The following is a 20,182-nucleotide window of genomic DNA, read 5'->3' as shown; positions in this document are numbered from 1 at the left end:
CTAGCTCTTCTTGAAGTTATACTATCGTCTACCAACTCTTCATTTACGAACCTCAATTTCGGATTAATTTCATTAATCCGAAATTGGAATGAGAATGTAAACAATCAGGCTTAAAGCGGTTTGACGCCTGATTGTTAAATATTTCATTTGCTAATAATCTTATTTTTATACCAATAAAAATAAGATTATTAGCGATAATAGATTAAAATGCATTCGTAGAACCGCTTCAAGAATGCATTTTTCTGAATATTCTAGCCAGTTTTGGATTAAAATTTTTAATTTTAATCCAAAACTGAGGTTACGAGTAGTATATTATATAATACATATGAGTAATTTCATTGGTCATGATGATTAGAATCACCTAATGGTTTCATTATATGATCTTGGTGAATTATTTCATCTGTCAAACCAGTTCTTGGATTAGAAATAGGTGTTTCAAATGATAAATTGTTAACAAAACTTCTTACAGAAATTTTCATTTTTTTTGTCAGTTGTTCCGAGGCATCTAGTCCATCCATGAATGGAAAGTGGTCTTCGTCCCAGTTAAAGAGTATAGAAGGGTTATCTAATATATGGAAAATACGACAAAATTCATCTTTATCCCAATCATTAGGTAATTCTTTGTGTTCAGAAACATAACGAAATGCTTCTACAAATTTTTTTATTTCTTCTTCAAGATGTCTAGCTTCTTTTAATATTTCTTCACCAAATTTTGCTAATTTCTCCATGACGTTTTCTATCTCACAAACATTAGCATAATTTTTAAGTAGTACCATTACTGTTTCAGGGTGTTCATGTTCTATTGCTATTTCTAAGGGATATTGCTTATCATGAGGCCACCTTTCATCTAAATACTCTTGTACATTAGCTAAAGAAGGATCATTTTTTATCATCTTTTCTACAACAGTAGAAAATCCTGCCCGTATTGCAGTATGTATAGCGTGATAATAATAGTGACCATTGTTAAAAAAAACATTTACTGATGCATGATGATCTATTAGTGTATGGGCTGTATTAATATAGTCCTCCTTTTGTTCTGAATTCTTTGTAATATCACTATTATCTTCTGTATCAGAATCTACTTTAGGGTCTGTATCAGGTATGTCGTCAGGGTCTGCATCACATAGAGCTTGATATTTGGCAACCCATAGATCCAACACATTAAATAATGGTGTATTATATAATGCTCCTTTGTCCTTAAGCCAAAATCTTGTAATGTCTTTACCCCAACCCTTACTATCCACTTGAGCTCCGTGATCAAGTAATATCTCTACTGCCTGATATTTAGTGTTCAATGCTGCTTCATGTAAAGCTGTCCTTTCTTCATAACCTAACACATTTACCGTAGCACCAGACTCAATTAATAACTCTATTATATCAGTAAACCCTTCTTTTGCCGCTATATGTAATGGAGTTCTGCCATTTTTATCTTTGGCATTAATATCAAGGTTAGGCAATTCTAATATTTTTCTTACTTCCTCAATATTTCCACTCTTAACTGCCACATGTAGTTGCATAGTGCTAGCTACATCTTTATCTTTACTCATCTGATCCTCTTTTATATAATCATTATAGTTGAATTATATCATATTTTTCCTACCCACTAAGCATATTTATGAAAAAATTTATACAACATAGGTTAGAAAATATTGCATATTTTTAAAGATAAAAAGTAGTAAATGCTTTAAATAGTCAAAATTTTAGTTTATTATAACTTTATAATTAAAATATCATGGTTTCTTATGGAAGATGTTAATAACTATTGGGATAATTCAAAATACCAGTATTGCGCATATGCTGAAAGGTTGCTTAAGGAGTTAATTTTGCTAAATAAAAAAGTAAAGCAACCAATAGACATGTATGAAGTCAAAAAAGGCATCTACTATGCTAAAAAATATCATGGCAGTCAAATGAGACAATCTGGTGAGCCTTATTATTCTCATCCGATTGAAGTGGCGTATATGCTTGCCCAGTACACAGCCCTAGAAATTCCAAAATATTTCAGAACTGACATGATTGTGACTGCATTACTACACGACACCATCGAGGATACAAAACTTACCGAAAAGATGATTGCTTACATCTTTGGCAGTCAAGTGGCTAGTCAAGTAGAAGACCTGACTAGGGTCAAGTCTCATGGCAAGATTAGCTCGGCGGAAATGGTCGAAATGTTATATAAAGAAAAGAAACATGATGTGCTTTTAGTTAAGTTATTTGACAGATTACATAATATACAAACGGTTAGTGCTAAATCACCGGAAAAAGCTAAAAAGATTATAGAAGAGACCTTACGTTATTTCGTAGTTTTAGCAGAATATTTAGGGTTACCTAGCGTATCAAAATTAATACACATATATACTACTATTAATGTATTGACAGACATTGATTTAAATTCAACTAATTTTTCTTATCAAAATAATTACCAGCCGCTTTCTCTAATCTACCAAAATGCATTACACCAAAACTATAACTTATAACCACAGGTATCATTATAATTAATAATCCTATATAGCCAAAAAACTCAACTAAATACACCAGTCCGAATGAAGTTATTATATACATTATAACACGTGATAAAGCATAAGAAAAAGATGAATAAGTAAAACGTCGGAAAATTGATATATGCGTATATGTTATTGGTCTTGCTGGCACATAGTCACAGGTAAATAGCATTATACAACATTGAATAAAAAATATAGTATAATGACTAGATGTTTTTGTTATTAACATTGGGGTAAGTAACATAACAATTATAAACAAGCATAGTTTAGCTTTGATGATTTTTGGTGGATAAACTTTATAACTTAAAAAAGTCAATACTAACATTCCTATTAATTGAATTATTGAAACAATAAAATTTTGATGAATGATTTGTTCTGAGCTGAATCCAAAATCTTGCTTAAGAATATTACCACAATAAACATAAGCAAAGTAAAAACATACTGGCCAAGCACAATCCATAAAAAACAAAGCTATTATGTTTTTCCTATCACTATTTTTTTCTACAATTCCTTTCCATATAGGATTAGATTTTAAGTCTTTTTTTGAGTCACCTAAAATATTTTTTACCCGTCTTTTTGTGTCAGCAAAATCAGTAGTTTCCTTTAAAGTTGTTCGTGCTATAACACCTATTATAGCTACCCCTGCTCCAAACCAAAATGCTATACGCCAATTTAAATTATGTAAGGTTGTAAAAGATGCAATAGCTAATGCAAATGTACCACCTAATATAGAAAAGACAGAGGTTAATGCTACTACTGGGTATTGGATAGGTGGTTTTGTTATTTCAGTTAAGTATAATTGTGCACCTATAAATTCTCCCATAGATGATAAGCCTTGAAGAATTCGACATATTGTAACTAATATAGTAGCAATGAGTCCAACTTCAGCATAAGTTGGAAGATTAGCCATCACAAAACAGGATAAAGCCATCATAAAAGTTGTAATAATAACAGTTGCCTTACGTCCAATATTATCTCCTATCCAGCCAAATAGCAAAGCCCCAAATGGTCTTAATAAATAAGTAGAACAAAAAGCAAAAGCAGCATAAATTGCTGCAGTATGAGGGTCAGATTTTGGAAAAAACAACTCATTCAACAATACCGCCATATGAACATAAAGCATCAGATCAAAATACTCTAGGAAAGTCCCTATTGAAAGCAATCCAACAGCTTCTTTTTGTTCTTTCGTTAGGCTTCTTTGTTCCTGCTGATATCCTATCATTTATTCACCTTAAATATATTTATTAGTATTTATAAATACTGAAGATTTGGTTAATTAATAGCAAGAAAATTATAGTATCGAAAATTGAAATAATAAATCTTGGTTGTAACAATATCACGGTTCTATAAACAAATTACTCACCTTACGCATAACCCCCATGGCAATTTAAAAGTCATAGGAAAAACAGCCTAGCGTCTATTAGCGAGGAGCTGCAACGCAGCGACGAAGCAATGAATGTGGATTGCCACGACCACTACGTGGTTTCGCAATGACATCTTGTACTTTCCTACAATTTTTAAATGCCATACATAAGGTGAACAAATTAGAAGGGGGAAAAAAGATATTTGGTAAAAATATAGGCTGAGATCAACGAGATGTTGATTATCAAAATCGTATCGCATACGAGTAGAATATTGGATATTGTTTATATATGAAAAACTACTTAATTTTTTTATTAAAAATTAAGTTGACTATTATTTTAGAATTGATTCTAATTAAAATATTGCAACATAAATCAACCTAATAGCATGGCAAAATATAAAATGGCTGATGATTTTGATGATAGGGATAAAGGTAACGGGAAGGAAGAAGACAAGGTAAGTCTTGATCTGTTTAAGAGTGCAGTTTAGGAATATTTAAGAAGGATGCTACACGAGTCTATACTGATGTTTTTTCAGAGGTGGGGCAATGGGTTAATGCTATTAAGACAATCACTACAATATCCTAACAAGAATGCAGAAATTTCTGTGTCTGCTGCAGTTTGGGCTGATAAACAATTAGAATCGCATTGTCAACAATTTCACTCATATCAGGGGGCATCTTCTTCCCAGCATAATGCTTCGTACGAAACTTGCCCTAGTACATCTGACTCGGAAGACGATACAGCACTAGCTGAAACTGTTAAACTCCATATGTGTTGTGAAATTATGTAGTATCAATTCTATAAATCGTCATCCCCTATGCCAATTGGTATAGGGAGTTTTTAACACAATTATATATAACTCTAGATAACATATAACTTAAGGGTTTAAACACTAATATGAGCAAATTTGTACAAGCAGATGGCAGGGTTATCTATCCCCAAACCAGCCTAACGAGAGAACAAAAAGAAGCCGTCGGATTACTTTCAATTGGGACGTTCTTAGAATACTTTGACTTAATGCTTTACGTTCATATGGCAGTACTTCTTAATGAGATTTTTTTTGAGACCACTGATTCTCACACAGCCTCTTTAATGGCGGCTTTTGCCTTTTGTTCAACCTACGTTTTTCGACCTATTGGGGCATTAGTATTTGGTTGGTTGGGCGATAATATAGGACGTAAATCTACCGTTATCATCACAACTTTTATGATGGCTGTATCATGTCTTGTCATGGCTAATCTTCCTACCTATACCCAGATAGGGGTTGCAGCGGCTTGGATAGTAACAATCTGCCGCATTGTGCAAGGTATATCTTCTATGGGAGAGATAGTAGGTGCTGAACTTTATATAACGGAAACGATTAACACCCACCAGCCCAATATGCAATTGTTGGATCATTAGGAGTTTCTGCTTCCCTAGGAGCATTAGGTGCTTTAGCTATTGCCTCACTTGTTACTTCTTATGGCTTTAACTGGCGTGCAGCATTTTGGATAGGTGCAGTAATTGCATTGATTGGTTTTATTGCAAGAACGAAGCTACGAGAAACGCCTGAATTTGCTGATGCCAAACGTCAACTAAAAGAAGTTTTTGCACAAACTAATACAGATACCAGTACTTTAGTAAAAAATCCTATTTGGACAGAAAAAGTTAATAAAAAAACAATATTAGCTCTTTTTTTCTTACAATGTGCTTTACCTGTAGGTTTTTATTTTATTTATATATATTGTAGTAATATTTTACAAACTAACTTTGGTTATACAATTGCTGAGGTTATTCATCATAATTTTATTCTATGTCTAATACAGCTCTTGGTCGTATCAATATTATCTTATTTAAGTTACAAAATATATCCACTATTAACCATGAAAATTATACTCATAATATGTTCTATTTTTATCATATTTTGTCCATATTTTTTGAATAATCTTCATTCTCCGTTTGAGTTATTTTTAATTCAACTCTTTATCATTTTATTTAACGAATGTTTAGGTCCTGCTATGCCAATTATTTATAAACATTTTCCTGTATTTAAACGTTTCACCTGTGCTAGCATTATATTCGCTATATCACGTGCTTTCGTGTCTGTTATTACTGCTTTTGGTTTCACTTATCTTGTTAACCATTTTGGCTATTGGGGATTATGGGTTATTATGATCCCTACAATTGTGGGGTTCGCATACGGGCTATTACATTTTGAAAAGTTGGAGAAAGTGGCGGGGAATTATCCATAGAATTTTGATGATTATGTTGATCAAACTGCTGTATGGATAAATTTTTATAACATAATGCAGTTAAGTCTTGTGTTATTGTTGGTATTTTTAAATGCATAGCAATGATTATAAAATTTTTTACGGTTTCTTCAATAATCTTCCTAGCTTTTTCAGGTGATTTAACTCCTAGAGTTTGTAAGTTGTGAACTCGGTCAAATAATTTAATCAATGCCACATCATATTTTTCTTGTTGAAGTAATATATCTAATGTTTCTGCCGAGCTAATCTTGCCGTGAGGCTTGTTCCTGCTTAAGTCTTCTACTTGACTAGCAACCTGCTCCCCAAAAATATAAGCAATCATTTTTGCGGTAAGTGTTGTATCCTCAATGGTGTCATGTAGTATGCTGGTAACAATAATGTCAGTACGAAAAAGATAATCAGAGATCATATACGCCACCTCTAGTGGATGAGAGTAATAAGGCTCGCCTGACTGCCTCATTTGGCTACCATGATATTTCTTGGCGTAATAAATAGCCTTTCTAACCTCATCAATATCTATTGACCGGTTTATTTCCTCATTCATCTTACGTAATTTGTCCAGTAATCTAGTAGCATATTGACAAGGTGCATACTTTGAGTTGTCCCAATAATTAATATCTTCTTCCATAAAAACCATAAATATTTTTATATTCGATTTATAGATTAAACTAAAATATAAATTATTACCAAGGATTTTTTATCTATTTTTAAAAAAGATGAATATTTTTGTATTTTGTTGTTGTGTGAATAGACAGCTACTCCCTTTATGTTCACTTATCCCCCTCCTCTAATTCCTTATTATATAATTTATAATATTCCGCTTTATTGTCCATAAGTTGTGAGTGAGTTCCTTGTTCAAATATCATACCAGATTTCATAACAACTATATGATCAACATCCTTAATGCTCGATAAACGATGTGTTATAATTAGGGTGGTTTTATTCTCACGAATATTTACTAAAGAATTTAGAATTAATCGCTCAGAATTTTGGTCTAATGAACTTGTTGCTTCATCCCAAACTAAAATTGCTGCTGATTTCAAAAAAGCTCTAGCTATCGCTAAACGCTGACGTTGTCCACCTGAAAGTGTTGAACCTTGATTACCAATGATCGTATCATACCCTGCAGGCAGATTTGAGATAAATTGATGAGCATCAGCATATTTTGCTGCTATAATAATCTGATCACGAGTTGCATTTGGATTACCATAAGCAATATTTTCTGCAACACTAGTGTCAAATAATGTAGTATCTTGAGTTACTAAAGAAATTTGCTGCCTTAAAGAGTCAATCCTTATATCTTTAATATCATAATTATCAATTAAAATCTGTCCGCTAGTTGGGTTATAAAATCTTACTAATAAATTAGATAACGAAGTTTTTCCACTGCCAGAACGTCCAACAAAAGCTGTAGTTTTCCCTGGCATTATTTTTAGATTAATGAGCTTTAAAGCTACTTTATTATTAAATTTTAGCTCGACATTGTTAAAAATTATTTGTGGATTAACTAACTGAACATTTTGAGCATTTACACTATCTTTAATAATAGGCTCAGTATCTAGAATATTAAAAACTCTTCTTGTTGCAGCAATACCCTCTTGTAGGTTTACATTTAAAGAAACCAAACTTTTAAAAGGTCTATAAGCTGCAAGAAATGCAGTAATAAAAGCAAAAAATGCTCCTGGTGTAGTTTCTCCTTTTATGACTAACAACCCACCATACCAAATAAGCCCTCCAACTGTAATACCACTTAATACTTCCATGATTGGTGAAACCAATGCATCCAGTTTTGCAGTTTTCTTTAGAAAACGTAAAATATTACTAGAGAGCAATAAAGCTCGATTGCTTTCAATTCTCTCTCCTAAGAAAGACTTAACAATTTTAATTGACTGAAAAGTTTCATCTAACCTAGAAGTATAATTAGCTAATTCCTCTTGAGCTTGACCTGATATTCTACGAATTTTTTTCCCTAATTTCTGTATTGGATAAATTGCTAGGGGAAATGCTAGAAACACAATACAAGACAACCCAGGTTCTAACTTAAACATCACTATGATAAGACCTATTACTGTTAAAAAATGTTTGGCACATCCTACTAGTAAATTTGACACAGCACCACGCATCATGGAAATATCGTTAGTAAAACGTGATATTAAACGCCCCGATGATTGAGATTGAATAAAGAGAATGTCGGCAAACAATAGATGCTCATACATCTTAATTTGCAGATCGGTTAAAATCCTCTGACCAAGAAATTTAATTAAATAATTTGAATAATATTCAGCTATCCCTTTGATAGTAAATGTTATTACTACCATTAACGGTAAAAATAATAACATTTGACGATTTCCTGTTAAAAATATTTGATCAATAGTTGGTTGCACTAAATTAACGCTATAAGCAGCACACATAGCTGCAACTACCATACAAAATACTGCTATGCCGATCTGCTTTAGATAGGGTTTTATATGATCAACTATTAGCCTTCTTAAAGTATTATAGGCACTATAGTCATAATTTATTAGATTATGTTTTTTTTGCAAAATTCTCTCCTTCAGTTTGGTAATTTGTTATATAGCTAACCAAGGTTAGTATTTATCCATAGCAAATTGGCGTCATTGCGAGACCACATAGTGGTCGTGGCAATCCATATTCATTGGATTGCTTCGTCGTGCTTACGCACTCCTCGCAAGAGCAGAGAGAGTGTTTTAAAAATTTCCTTCCACCCGTATATATATTATCGTTTCAGCAATCTTATGATTCTCTCAAAAAATTTCTATACTGTTTTTTTAGCAAAATTCCCCAAATTTAACCTACAAAAAAATCTATTTTTAACCCTATTACAAGGGAAGGAAATATGACAGAATCGTTAACTTTTTCTCGCCCTATAGTTGAAAATCAAGATATTATCTTTTATAACATAGTCGGTAATTTTGTCCCACCTGAATGGCGAAATCTTACCAATAATTGTGGTAAACAATTAAGTAAAACGTCTCGTCAACTTTTATCGTTGATAGTTTCTTGCACGAAAACTGATAGCTACAACAATACACAAGAATTACAAGAAGGCTATCATTTTTTCGAGAAAGAGCTAGGTTCTGTTGACAAAAATTGTAGTTAGGAAAGAGGAAAGAAAGTTGCCATAGTAAGAAGAAATGGTAGTTTCTAGTTATGTACTAGTTACGACTTAATCTGACAATAAGTAATAATCAGGCAGCTTGATAAGTAATAGCCAAGTTGTCTGATATTCTCTCTATATTACTAATATTTTTATCTTTAGCAATATAAAGTGAATCTCTAAAAGTTTGCATTGGTGTTTTACCAAAACAATGTTTACCTGAATGAGACCTTTCGTTATTATAATTTGTAAGCCAAGTATCTATATCAGCTTGTAACTCATCTAATGTATTATAGAGCTTTTTACGAAATAGAATGTGATAGCACTCTTCCTGCATAGTTTTGTGAAAACGCTCACATATACCATTAGTTTGAGGGCTATATGCTTTAGTTCTAGAATGATCTATATTCTCAATACCAAGATATAGTTGATAAGCATGATTCTCAGGTTTACCACAATATTCCGTGCCTCTATCTGTAAGTATTCGAAGCAAAGGGATATTATACTTTTCAAAAAATGGAATAACCCTATCATTCAAATGGTCTGCTGTAGTAATAGCTGTTTTCTCGGTATAAAGCTTACAAATAGCTACCCTAGAATAAGTGTCTACAAAGGTTTGTTGGTAGATACGTCCTATGCCTTTAATGTTTCCAACATAATAGGTATCTTGAGAGCCAAGGTAACTAGGATGCATGGTTTCAATCTCACCAGTTGCTTCACGTTTATTCTTGATTTTCTCAAGTGCAGCAAGTTGTGCATCACTCAAAATAATACCATCATTTGCAACTTTAGCATCCAATGCTTTTAGACGTTTTTTGAAATTCTCTAGATCATGACGTAGCCAAACAGACCTTACTCCACCTCCAGAGATAACGATACCTCTCCTACGTAATTCATTAGCAGTACGTTCCTGACCATAAGCAGGAAATTCAACAGCTATATTAACTACTGCATCCTCGATATTAGATGGAACACGATTCTTCAAACATGGCTTCTTTCTAGTCATCTCAAACAAAGATTCTGCTCCACCTTGCTCATGCAGTTCCTTATAGCGGTAAAATGTATCTCTGCTATAGCCCATTACTTTACAAGCTTGCTATACGTTTCCTAGTTGTTCTGCTAATTGTAATAAACCAATTCTTGGTTTTATAATTTTTTCTTGATATGTTGTCATCTGACAGTCTCCTTAATAAGAGGTTGTTAAAATTTGCTGGGTATGATTTTATTCCATATTTTCGTACCCAACAACTCCAAACTGTCAGATCAAGTCTTTACTTTTACACCAGTCATAAAATTGCTTAAGTTACACTTTGCGCAACCAATATAACCTTTTTGTCCAGTAGTGTGACTCAGATGTACGTGAGGAGCAGAGTACCGGTATCACGCACAAATTACCAGCAGAAGTAGAATTTTCGAAGAGGTCTAATTCCTCTGAGGCAACTCCAACTGATGACGAGTCAGACTGCGATTCAGATTCTGATATAATTATCAATATCAACTTTTATATTTTCTATTTTTTCAAGTTCTCTTTTTATATTATTTTTTATTTCTTCGATTTTACGATATTTTTCTGCTATCTCCTTTTGTTTTGGTAAATCAAATTCATCTGTTGCAGTAATTGGGATTTTGATTTCAATATTTCTTGTTCTTTCTATGGTTGGCTTGTATTCCCAGTTAAAGTTATTTTTATCTAATACTTTTTGTAATTCAAACGATAGATATAAACAATCAAGGTTATCACATTTTGGGATATACAATCTTGCATCTCCATTTATGTTAAATTTATGTTTTGACCTATAAAAAACTGTGCCAGCATATCCATTGGTAGTAATCTGGATAGATTCAACATCATGATCAAAATGATTTATATAACCTAAAACACCACCTTGTTTTGTGTTTGCTGAGTAGATAGGATACGAACCTTTATGTTTTTTAATATAAGTCTTAGTGTATTTTGCTATTCCTTTTTTTATATTAAAAATATCCTCTATTTTTACACTTTGGCAATACTCGATTGCATCATCAATTTTGATAACAAGTTTATCTATTTTATGTTTGTATTCCCCAACTTCTTGCTTAATTTCAGAGATTACTTGATATTTTTCTATAATATCTTGTTGGATGTCAATATCAAGATTCCCATCGACATCTACAGGTAATCTAATAATGATATTCTGCATATTTTTTAGAGAAGCTCTTAATCCCCTAAACCATAAACATCCTTAATTCTGTCTAGCTCAATCATTAAATATTGTGGCAAGATAGTATCTTCTAATATTCTTATTGTTCCACAATGATCAGTTGTTGCAAATGGGATGTACTTTCTAATAAAATTAAATTTAAAATCACCATCAATACCCCATATAACAAAATTACTATCAAAATCTTTTATATTACTATCTTTTATCAAACCAACTGGATTAAATACATTTGCACTATATGCGGGTATATTGCCAGCTTTAATATTTATTAAATCCCTTTTTAAAACTCTTTTACCTATAAATAATTTAAAATAGCTACAATCATTTAAAGGTATTTCTAAGTACTTTTTTTTCTTGAGTTACATTAAAACCAATATCTTGCAAAGATGTAGTAAACTCATTGCAGCTCGTTACTAAATCGCTAATTATATCACTAAACTCACTAATTGAAACTACTTGGTCTATTCCTTCAATGCCTAATTCAATTTTTTCTTCTTTACTCCACCATCTTTCTACAGACCAATTTTTATCACTGTCAAATTCATTTATCAAAACTATCTTACACCTCTTATCATGATTAAGAGTTACAAAATACTTCTTATTGCCCTTAAAAGCATTATATAAATTAACAGCTTCTTTTAAGTCATCTTGCTCAATATCAAATCTGTAGATATCTCTACTTTCACCTATTTCACTGACCAAATAAGTGAATACAGGATCAGTTTGAACATCAGAAATATCAGATTTTTTTGTAATTGCTAAAATATAGGTCTTTTTTTGTGTTGTAAAAAATGTCTTTAATGGCAAAGAAATAATTGCATCAATATAGCAACTATCCAAAATATATTTCCTTAGTTTTTTGTCATTCTGTCTATTAAAGATACCGTCAGGTACAACTATAAAAGCCTTGCCACCTTTTTTTAGAGCTTTAATGATCCACTCCATAAAAAGCCTTTCAATACCCATAGCATTGATTTTATAGTGGTTTTTTAAAGTAAGACTCTTAGATATTTCTTTTTTTAAATTACTACTTCCACTTGTTACATAAGGGGGATTTGTTAAAATTAAATCATATTTCTCTTCTTCTGCTTCAGAAAGCGTACCAAGTATGGAGTTTGTTTTTAAAATGAAACTATCATTAAATATTTTAGCAAATTCTTTAGTTAGTCCAATATTGCCTTTTATAAGTTCACAAAAATAAATAAGCATATTGGCTTTTGCTAAAATGATGGTTTTTTGTTCATCTTTGTCAAAACCTTTATCAAAACCAACTATTTTAACTTTTTGTATTATTTTATTGTTTTCAACTTTAAACAGCTTATCAAGATTGTCTTTTATAAATTCTAATGGAAATTTACCCACTACGCATGCTGGATCACAAATAGTCATCCCATCTTTTAGTTCACCTTCTGCCATTTCGTTGATAGCACGAACAACTTTAATCGGAGTAAAAAACTGCCCCCATTCCTTTTTACTGATACTTTCTTTTAAAAAACTTTCGAATAACTTACTTTTAAAATCATGGTCAATATGTTCAAGTTTCCCATAATCTCTAAACTTGTGTAACACTTTTCTAAAGACTGTTCCATAACTATCAACAGCTTTTTGTTCTTTACTGATAAATATGCTACCATTTATTATGGTGGTCTTGTCTAAGGCATTTTCAGGAAACAGTTCTTTTATTTGTGGTCTGATAATATTTGCGTAATGTTGCAAAACTGTGTTAGTTTCATTGCCTTCTTCATACATCCTGAGTAAAGTATAAAAATTATAAGTACCTTGCAATATTTTTAAATCACTTAGATATTTGAATATAAATAATTCAACAAATGTGTATAAGCAATTCTCAGGGGTTGCACCACTAACACTCCAAACATCTTGCCATATTTGTTTTGCTAAGTCGGTTGGATTGATTAGTTTTTTTGGTAAGATTCTATCATTCTTTTCATTTATTGATTGTATTATTTCATTGATAACTTTTTGCAAGTTTGTATCTTTGGAGTTAAAAAGATACTTAAAATCATCACCTTTTTCATTTTTTACGTTATTACCAGTAGCAACATTAATCCATACTGTTTCTTGGGTATCAGTTGCAATAATTAATTTTGTTTTTAGTTTTTTGGCAACCTCAATTTCTTGCAAAATGGCATTATTTTTTTTATTCTTGGTATTAAAGTTTTCAGGTAGTTTAAATTCCACAATAGCAATAACTTCTTTTTGTTTTGTGATAATGGCATCAACTCTCTTTTTTGATATATCCCCATAATCTATACTTCTTATTATATCAGCTTGTTTTAAAGCACTAATAGTTGTTGCACCAATATTATAAAAATTCCAAGTCCCTATTTTTTGAGGATTCTTGATTAAATCTCGTTGCAGAAGTTCTTCGCTCATAATTAAATCACACAATTATTCAATAACAAATCAAAAGTAGTATTATTATCCCTTTAATTATATCAAAAAAAAACTCATCGACAATAGATATTTAAGATATTTTTTACTAATCTTATGAAATTGTCCAATAACGCGAATTCGGGTAAACTGTAATTTATACAACATAGGTTAGAAAATATGCATCTTTTTAAAAATAAAAAGCAATAAATGCTTTAAATAGTCAAAATTTTAGTTTATTATAATTAAAATATCATGGTTTCTTATGGAAGATGTTAATAACTATTGGGATAATTCAAAATACCAGTATTGTGCATATGCTGAGAGGTTGCTTAAGGAGTTAATTTTGCTAAATGAAAAAGTAAAGCAACCAATAGACATGTATGAAGTCAAAAAGGGCATCTACTATGCTAAAAAATATCATGGCAGTCAAATGAGGCAGTCTGGTGAGCCGTATTATTCCCATCCGATTGAAGTGGCGTATATGCTTGCCCAGTACACAGCCCTAGAAATTCCACGATTGTTTAGAACCGACATTATTGTGACTGCGTTACTGCACGATACCATTGAAGATACACAACTGACCGAAAAGATGATTGCTTACATCTTTGGCAGTCAAGTGGCTAGTCAAGTAGAAGACCTGACTAGGGTTAAGCCTCATGGCAAGGTTAGCTCGGCGGAAACACTAGATTTACTATTCCAGCAAAAAAAATATGATGTAGCATTGATTAAACTTTTTGATAGAATTCATAATTTAGAAACTCTAGGAGCTAAATCACTAGAAAAAGCTAAAAAGATAGTAGAAGAAACTGTAATACATTTTTTAACTTTAGCTATGCATTTAAAAATACCAACAGTAACAAAACGAATTATTACATTATGTTGTCAACATTTATCTATACCTCTACATAATGCTTTTGTGGATAATTCCCGGCCTCTTTCTCCAACTTTTCAAAATGAAATAGTCCGAATGCAAAACCTATGCAAACTGGAAGCAATATACCCATTATCCCCCAATGATGCCAATATTCAGTTAAGTAAACAATTGAAAAAGGGGTAACTACATACATTAAGGCACGAGATATGGCAAAGGTAAGACTAGCACAGCTAAAACGTTTAAAGACAGGAAAATGTTTATAATATATTGACTGTCCTAGGTTAGGACCGATAGGTACAAATAACATAGCGAATAATTGAATTAAAAATACATCAAATGAGCTATTAACATTATTTAATAAATAAGGGCAAGCTAAAGCAAATACACAAAATATTAATAACAAAGTTTTTACAATTTTTAACGGATATATTTTATAACTTAAATATGTTAATACCAAAGTGCTTAAGAAGGAAAATATGGAGAGAATAAAATTTTGATGAATGACCTGTTCAGCACTATAGCCAAAAGAAGTTTTTAAAAGATTGCCACAATGCATATAAGCAAAATAAAAACATACGGGACACATACATTCTATTAAAAACAATGCTAAAATTGTTGTTTTATTAGCTTTTTCCTTCCATATTGGATTATTTTCTAGTTTTTTGAGATCTATGCTGCCAACATTTGAAGGCTGCTGAAAAGTTTTTTTTAGTTGACGTTTGGCATCAGCAAATTCTGGTGTTTCTCTAAGACTCTTTCGAGCTGCTGTGCCGATCAATGCTACGCCTGCTCCCATCCAAAAGGCTATACGCCAATTAAATCCATAGGAGGTCACTAAAGATGCTATTCCTAAAGCGCCAACTTCTCCTAAAGTACTAAAAATCGCAACTGACGAAACAGCTGGATATTGGGCTGGTGGATTTATAGATTCAGTTAAATAAAGTGCTGCTCCTACTGTCTCTCCCATAACGGACATTCCTTGTAGTACACGGCATATGGTGATCAACCAAGAGGCTGTAATACCTATTTGGGCATAAGTAGGGAGATTAGCCATGGTAATACATGATAAAGCCATTATAAAAGTCGTTATAATAACGGTATTCTTACGCCCTATATTATCACCTATATAGCCAAAAATTAACGCTCCAACAGGTCTAAAAATAAGGCTAGAACAGAAAGCCGTAGCAGAGTAAATTGCTGTAGTATGCGGATCACTTTGAGGAAAAAACAACTCATTCATCAATATTGCCATATGAATGTAAAGCATCAAGTCAAAAGATTCTAAAAAAGTCCCTATGGACAGCAATCCAACCGCTTCTTTTTGCTCTTTCGTTAGGCTTCTTTGTTCCTGCTGATATCCTATCATTTATTCACCTTAATATATTTATTAATACTAATAGATTATTGATGATTTGGTTGAACGATAGCAAGAAAAAATAATATAGAAAATTGAAATAATAAATCTTGGTTGTAACAATATCACAATTCTATAAACAAATTAGAAGGGGGAAAAGAGATATTGGTAAAAATATAGGCTGAGATCAAAGGATGTTAAATATCAGAACTAATATAGTTATGTGAGTAGAATATTGGATATTGTTTATATTATAAAAAATAATTAATTTTTATTAAAAATAAGTTGACTAATATTTTAGAATTGATTCTAATTAAATTATGGCAACGTAAATCAACCTAATAGCATGGTAAAATATAAAATGGCTGATGATTTTGATGATGGGAATATGAGCAAAGAAGACTCTGCTTATGTTACTCAGTTTGAGAATGTTATTAATGATATCAAATCTCAGCTGCATACTACTAACCCAGCTGAGCTAGCGAGACTCAATAGTGCTATAAGCAGTTTGTTAGCTAGTAATCTTCCAGCAGAAATACTAAAAAGTTTAGAAGCTTTACAAGCTGCTGTTGCCAAAGAAGAGCAGCGTGCTGAACAAAATATTACTTACAGGCAAGAAGCGGAAGCCGCAACTAAGATGCAAGAACAAATAGAGTTTTTAGAAAAGGAGGCTGAAAGGCTAGAAGCTAAACAGTCAGCACAATTTCACCAAGACAGTATAAAATTAAAAGAACAACATACAGAGTTTAACAAAAATGCTGATGCATTTTTAACCGCAAGGGAAAGCTGGACAAATCAGTTGCATGATGTGGTTAAAGATCTTAAAGATGGCAAAGATGTAGAAAGTAAACTGCAGAAGCTGGTAAAAAGCGAAGATCAGATTAAAAAACAAAATACAGAATATAAAAATTTACTTGAACATCGTGATGAAATACATGAACATTACGATGGAGTAATGAAGCACGATAAAAAATTAAGAGCAGAGAAGGTAAGGTTAGAAAAGGAAGCTGAGAAAGAGAAACAAAAACCGAAAGAAATCCATTCACCAAGTGTGTTTGAAGCAGTAACACAAAAAATAAAACATCAGGATAAGAAAATTACAGATTTTGCTCCAGTTGTGGCACAAGCTCAAAAGCAGAAAGATGAAGTGGATGCTAAGGTTATTGCCATTAAAGAAGCAAAGCAAGATGATGCAAAGGAAATTGATGATTTTGATGAGTTAGTTAAACAATTGCAACAGACAGATCCTGATAAACATAAGAAATTAAATAAATTTACTACTTTGCTTAAAAATCAAGAAGAGGCTATTACCGGCAACGGAATAGTTAAGGATACATTACTTCGTAGTGAATTTACCGATAAAACTAAAAATGCAGAAAATTTAGAACCTGAAATAGCAGGAACTAACGCACCATCTTCCCCCTCTAAGCTAACTGAAGTAGCAAATGATAAAACACCACAAGATTCTAAAACTATTGACCAAGAACAAGATAAAACACTAGCAACCAATCTTAATAAAACTCTAAAAGACGCATCACATAAGCTTGGGGATAAAATAATACAAAAATTAGGATATGATGACCAAGTGGCAGTAATGAATCAAGTATCAGAAAAACACTTAGATCAGCATATTACTAAGGGATTATCTGCGGCAAAGCCTGTTCCTCTAAAACCTGTATCAACTCCTAATCCCAAATTTACTACTCTACACAAGGATAACAAACAAAGGTAATCATTAAATAATAGGTAAATTATGGCAAAATCACAAGACTATTCAAAAAGTTATTTAGACTCAAAAAAAACTATATTATGCACGAGTAATAATTTATATGATTATGCTTCTGAACAATTTGATAAGGCAGAAAGTGTAAAAGAGCAGCTTGGTTTAGTGCCTCAAGTGATTGGCATATATAAAATAGTTTATAGATATTGGAATGAATCCTTACTCTTTGGAAAAGCAGAAGCGGCGGCTGGACTTGCTTATCTTTATCGCGAAGGCTTAGGAGTAGAAAAGAGTGAATATAAGGACAAGCTTTACGTATCTATTGGGGCTAAGTTAGGCGATCCATCTTGCAAAGAATTACTGCCTCAACGAGATCATAAAGATGTTGCTTCGGAAGCTGCAAAATGGCTTAAAGCTATTCAAGTCATCACCACAAGATATCCAAACAAGGATGCAGAAATTTCTGCAGCAGACACAGTTTGGGCTAACGGACAATTAGAATTCCATTGTCAACAATCTCATTCATATCAGGGAGCATCTTCTTCCCATCTTAATGATTCGTACGACACTTGTCCTGATACGTCGTTTGAGTCGGAAGAAGATGTAACACTAGGTGGAAGTACTAAGCTGCATGTATGTTGTGAAATTATGTAGTATTAAACTGGTCAATACTAGGTCATCCTCGCCTACGCGGGAATGACCTCGTTTTTACTTTGTAACTCACCTTACGCATGGCATTTAAAAGCCATAGGGAGAATAGCCTAGAGTCATTGCGAGGAGGCATAAGCCGACGAAGCAATCCATATGACAAACTTCATGGATTGCCACGCTCACGTACGTTCGCTCGCTAATAGACGATTTAAGTCTTACAACAGCACTTAGCAATGACGATTTTTGAAATTTCGACAGTTGTGGGGGTTATGCGTAAGGTGAGTTTGTAAGCAATTAATTATATACAACTCTAGACAATATAACTTAAGGGTTTAAACACTAATATGAGCAAATTTGTACGAGATGACGGCAGAGTTATATATACTCAGACCAGTCTCACTAAAGAACAAAAACAAGCTGTTGGGTTGCTGTCGATCGGGACGTTCCTAGAATATTTTGACTTGATGTTATATATTCATATGGCGGCTTTTCTTAATGAGATCTTTTTTGAAACCACTGATTCTCATACAAGCTCTTTAATGACATCTTTTGCCTTCTGCTCTACATTTGTTTTTCGGCCAGTTGGTGCGTTAATATTTGGTTGGTTAGGCGATAATATAGGTCGTAAGTCAACAGTGATCATCACAACTTTCATGATGGCTGCATCCTGTCTTGTTATGGCTAATCTCCCTACCTATGCTCAGATAGGCAGTATGGCAGCTTGGATATTGACCATCTGCCGTATCGTGCAAGGCATATCTTCTATGGGAGAGATGACAGGAGCAGAACTTTATTTAACGGAAGCGATTAACCCACCAGCCCAATATGCAACTGTAGGATCATTAGGAGCTTTTGCTGCCCTAGGAGAGGTAGGTGCTTTAGGAATTGCCTCACTTGTTACTTCTTATGGCTTTAACTGGCGTCTAGCATTTTGGCTAGGTGCAGTAATTGCACTGATTGGTTCTGTTGCAAGAACGAAGTTACGAGAAACACCAGAATTTGCTGATGCCAAACGTCAACTAAAAAAAGTTTTTGCAGAAACTAATACAGATACCAGTACTTTAGAAAACCATCCTATTTGGACAATAAAAGTTACTAAAAAAACAGTACTAGCTTTCTTTTTATTGCAATGTGCTGCCCCGGTATGTTTTTATTTTATTTATATATTATATTGTGGTAATATTTTACAAACTAGCTTTGGTTATACAATATCCGAGGTTATTCATCATAATTTTATCATCTGTATAGTAGAGTTTTTGACAGTATTAATATTATCTCGTTTAAGTTTAAAGGTGTATCCGTTATTAATCCTGAGAATTATACTCATAATATGTTCTATTTTTATAGTATTTTGTCCGTATTGGCTGAATAATCTTCATTCTCCTTATGAGTTATTTTTGATTCAATTTATTATAGTTTTATTGCATGAATGCTTAGGTCCTGCTATACCAATTTTTTACAAAAACTTTCCGGTATTTAAACGTTTTACCTGTGCTAGTATGACATTCGCTATATCTCGAGCTTCGATGTATGTTATTACTGCTTTTGGCTTCACTTATCTTGTTAACCATTTTGGCAATTGGGGATTATGGGTTATTATGATTCCTATAATTGTGGGTTTCGCATACGGGCTATTACATTTTGAAAAGTTGGAGAAAATGGCTGGGGATTATCCTCAGCCAAATGTTAAATTGGCAACAAAAGCTGGATAATATTAGGTAAATGTTAATAACATAAAGTAAAGGTTTAAACA

17 protein-coding genes and 1 pseudogene are annotated in these 20,182 nt (G+C 32.5%); 9 read left to right on the top strand and 9 right to left on the bottom strand.

Annotated features, from left to right (window positions below):
- Nucleotides 1-335: 335 nt before the first annotated feature.
- A complete protein-coding gene (locus AAHN03_RS00790) occupies nucleotides 336-1,547 on the bottom strand; it encodes an ankyrin repeat domain-containing protein (RefSeq protein ID WP_342278790.1) in 1,212 nt (403 codons plus the stop codon).
- Nucleotides 1,548-1,742: 195 nt separating this feature from the next.
- Here AAHN03_RS00790 and AAHN03_RS00785 point away from each other — a divergent pair, with 195 nt between their 5' ends.
- A complete protein-coding gene (locus tag AAHN03_RS00785) occupies nucleotides 1,743-2,477 on the top strand; it encodes an HD domain-containing protein (RefSeq protein ID WP_342278789.1) in 735 nt (244 codons plus the stop codon).
- Here the strand turns inward: AAHN03_RS00785 and AAHN03_RS00780 are convergent.
- A complete protein-coding gene (locus tag AAHN03_RS00780; protein WP_342278788.1) occupies nucleotides 2,398-3,723 on the bottom strand; it encodes an MFS transporter in 1,326 nt (441 codons plus the stop codon). The two genes, AAHN03_RS00785 and AAHN03_RS00780, sit on opposite strands and share 80 nt — an antisense overlap.
- Nucleotides 3,724-4,367: 644 nt before the next feature.
- Between AAHN03_RS00780 and AAHN03_RS00775 the strand changes: the two genes are divergently transcribed.
- The 3 genes from AAHN03_RS00775 (at nucleotide 4,368) to AAHN03_RS00765 (ending at nucleotide 6,096) form a co-directional block, all read left to right on the top strand.
- Complete coding sequence (locus AAHN03_RS00775; RefSeq protein WP_341763156.1) at nucleotides 4,368-4,655, top strand: hypothetical protein; 288 nt, start codon at nucleotides 4,368-4,370, stop codon at nucleotides 4,653-4,655.
- A gap of 242 nt (nucleotides 4,656-4,897) precedes the next feature.
- The gene (locus tag AAHN03_RS00770) at nucleotides 4,898-5,266 is read left to right on the top strand and encodes an MFS transporter (protein ID WP_342278787.1); all 369 of its coding nucleotides are present in this window, start codon (nucleotides 4,898-4,900) and stop codon (nucleotides 5,264-5,266) included.
- Nucleotides 5,251-6,096 carry an MFS transporter gene (locus AAHN03_RS00765; RefSeq protein ID WP_342279222.1) on the top strand — a complete coding sequence of 282 codons (846 nt, stop codon included), beginning with the start codon at nucleotides 5,251-5,253 and terminating at the stop codon, nucleotides 6,094-6,096. Before AAHN03_RS00770 ends, AAHN03_RS00765 begins: the two co-directional genes overlap by 16 nt.
- Here the strand turns inward: AAHN03_RS00765 and AAHN03_RS00760 are convergent.
- The gene (locus AAHN03_RS00760) at nucleotides 6,023-6,742 is read right to left on the bottom strand and encodes an HD domain-containing protein (RefSeq protein ID WP_342278786.1); all 720 of its coding nucleotides are present in this window, start codon (nucleotides 6,740-6,742) and stop codon (nucleotides 6,023-6,025) included. The two genes, AAHN03_RS00765 and AAHN03_RS00760, sit on opposite strands and share 74 nt — an antisense overlap.
- Before the next feature lie 142 nt (nucleotides 6,743-6,884).
- Entirely contained in the window at nucleotides 6,885-8,657 is a 1,773-nt protein-coding gene (locus AAHN03_RS00755) for an ABC transporter ATP-binding protein (protein ID WP_342278785.1), read from the bottom strand.
- 314 nt (nucleotides 8,658-8,971) lie between these two features.
- Between AAHN03_RS00755 and AAHN03_RS00750 the strand changes: the two genes are divergently transcribed.
- Nucleotides 8,972-9,235: a hypothetical protein gene (locus tag AAHN03_RS00750; RefSeq protein ID WP_342278784.1), complete on the top strand. Its 264-nt coding sequence runs from the start codon at nucleotides 8,972-8,974 to the stop codon at nucleotides 9,233-9,235.
- 88 nt (nucleotides 9,236-9,323) lie between these two features.
- On the opposite strand, the gene AAHN03_RS00745 is transcribed toward AAHN03_RS00750, so the two are convergent.
- The 4 genes from AAHN03_RS00745 to AAHN03_RS00730 form a co-directional block, all read right to left on the bottom strand.
- Nucleotides 9,324-10,313 carry an IS481 family transposase gene (locus tag AAHN03_RS00745; RefSeq protein ID WP_342278413.1) on the bottom strand — a complete coding sequence of 330 codons (990 nt, stop codon included), beginning with the start codon at nucleotides 10,311-10,313 and terminating at the stop codon, nucleotides 9,324-9,326.
- A 388-nt stretch (nucleotides 10,314-10,701) separates the two neighbouring features.
- A complete protein-coding gene (locus tag AAHN03_RS00740; RefSeq protein ID WP_342278783.1) occupies nucleotides 10,702-11,412 on the bottom strand; it encodes a restriction endonuclease subunit S in 711 nt (236 codons plus the stop codon).
- Between the two features lie 17 nt (nucleotides 11,413-11,429).
- Complete coding sequence (locus tag AAHN03_RS00735) at nucleotides 11,430-11,642, bottom strand: hypothetical protein (protein ID WP_342278782.1); 213 nt, start codon at nucleotides 11,640-11,642, stop codon at nucleotides 11,430-11,432.
- A 112-nt stretch (nucleotides 11,643-11,754) separates the two neighbouring features.
- Nucleotides 11,755-13,827 (bottom strand): class I SAM-dependent DNA methyltransferase, encoded by a 2,073-nt coding sequence (locus tag AAHN03_RS00730; protein ID WP_342278781.1) that lies wholly within the window; start codon nucleotides 13,825-13,827, stop codon nucleotides 11,755-11,757.
- A 262-nt stretch (nucleotides 13,828-14,089) separates the two neighbouring features.
- Between AAHN03_RS00730 and AAHN03_RS00725 the strand changes: the two are divergent.
- Nucleotides 14,090-14,707 (top strand): annotated as a pseudogene (locus AAHN03_RS00725) (HD domain-containing protein); the annotation flags it as partial.
- A gap of 13 nt (nucleotides 14,708-14,720) precedes the next feature.
- Here AAHN03_RS00725 and AAHN03_RS00720 read toward each other — a convergent pair.
- Nucleotides 14,721-16,067 carry an MFS transporter gene (locus tag AAHN03_RS00720; RefSeq protein ID WP_410521337.1) on the bottom strand — a complete coding sequence of 449 codons (1,347 nt, stop codon included), beginning with the start codon at nucleotides 16,065-16,067 and terminating at the stop codon, nucleotides 14,721-14,723.
- 334 nt (nucleotides 16,068-16,401) lie between these two features.
- Here AAHN03_RS00720 and AAHN03_RS00715 point away from each other — a divergent pair, with 334 nt between their 5' ends.
- The 3 genes from AAHN03_RS00715 to AAHN03_RS00705 all read left to right on the top strand — a co-directional run bounded on the left by AAHN03_RS00715 (nucleotide 16,402) and on the right by AAHN03_RS00705 (nucleotide 20,141).
- Complete coding sequence (locus AAHN03_RS00715) at nucleotides 16,402-17,787, top strand: hypothetical protein (RefSeq protein WP_342278779.1); 1,386 nt, start codon at nucleotides 16,402-16,404, stop codon at nucleotides 17,785-17,787.
- A gap of 21 nt (nucleotides 17,788-17,808) precedes the next feature.
- Entirely contained in the window at nucleotides 17,809-18,432 is a 624-nt protein-coding gene (locus tag AAHN03_RS00710; RefSeq protein ID WP_342278778.1) for a hypothetical protein, read from the top strand.
- Nucleotides 18,433-18,773: 341 nt separating this feature from the next.
- Nucleotides 18,774-20,141, top strand: coding sequence for an MFS transporter (locus AAHN03_RS00705; RefSeq protein WP_342278777.1), 1,368 nt, complete (start codon nucleotides 18,774-18,776; stop codon nucleotides 20,139-20,141).
- Nucleotides 20,142-20,182 lie beyond the last annotated feature (41 nt).

Origin of the sequence: Candidatus Tisiphia endosymbiont of Myopa tessellatipennis (assembly GCF_964031105.1) — a bacterium.
GTDB lineage: Bacteria > Pseudomonadota > Alphaproteobacteria > Rickettsiales > Rickettsiaceae > Tisiphia.
This window is presented reverse-complemented; position numbering and strand designations above follow the sequence as displayed.

What these genes read in the sequence shown, in the direction of transcription:
- AAHN03_RS00775 (WP_341763156.1), top strand. Translation starts at nt 4,368, where the DNA reads ATGCTACACGAGTCTATACTGATGTTTTTTCAGAGGTGGGGCAATGGG.
- AAHN03_RS00715 (WP_342278779.1), top strand. Translation starts at nt 16,402, where the DNA reads ATGGTAAAATATAAAATGGCTGATGATTTTGATGATGGGAATATGAGC.
- AAHN03_RS00780 (WP_342278788.1), bottom strand. Translation starts at nt 3,723, where the DNA reads ATGATAGGATATCAGCAGGAACAAAGAAGCCTAACGAAAGAACAAAAA.
- AAHN03_RS00705 (WP_342278777.1), top strand. Translation starts at nt 18,774, where the DNA reads ATGAGCAAATTTGTACGAGATGACGGCAGAGTTATATATACTCAGACC.
- AAHN03_RS00750 (WP_342278784.1), top strand. Translation starts at nt 8,972, where the DNA reads ATGACAGAATCGTTAACTTTTTCTCGCCCTATAGTTGAAAATCAAGAT.
- AAHN03_RS00770 (WP_342278787.1), top strand. Translation starts at nt 4,898, where the DNA reads ATGGCAGTACTTCTTAATGAGATTTTTTTTGAGACCACTGATTCTCAC.
- AAHN03_RS00760 (WP_342278786.1), bottom strand. Translation starts at nt 6,742, where the DNA reads ATGGAAGAAGATATTAATTATTGGGACAACTCAAAGTATGCACCTTGT.
- AAHN03_RS00720 (WP_410521337.1), bottom strand. Translation starts at nt 16,067, where the DNA reads ATGATAGGATATCAGCAGGAACAAAGAAGCCTAACGAAAGAGCAAAAA.
- AAHN03_RS00790 (WP_342278790.1), bottom strand. Translation starts at nt 1,547, where the DNA reads ATGAGTAAAGATAAAGATGTAGCTAGCACTATGCAACTACATGTGGCA.
- AAHN03_RS00745 (WP_342278413.1), bottom strand. Translation starts at nt 10,313, where the DNA reads ATGGGCTATAGCAGAGATACATTTTACCGCTATAAGGAACTGCATGAG.
- AAHN03_RS00710 (WP_342278778.1), top strand. Translation starts at nt 17,809, where the DNA reads ATGGCAAAATCACAAGACTATTCAAAAAGTTATTTAGACTCAAAAAAA.
- AAHN03_RS00730 (WP_342278781.1), bottom strand. Translation starts at nt 13,827, where the DNA reads ATGAGCGAAGAACTTCTGCAACGAGATTTAATCAAGAATCCTCAAAAA.
- AAHN03_RS00785 (WP_342278789.1), top strand. Translation starts at nt 1,743, where the DNA reads ATGGAAGATGTTAATAACTATTGGGATAATTCAAAATACCAGTATTGC.
- AAHN03_RS00740 (WP_342278783.1), bottom strand. Translation starts at nt 11,412, where the DNA reads ATGCAGAATATCATTATTAGATTACCTGTAGATGTCGATGGGAATCTT.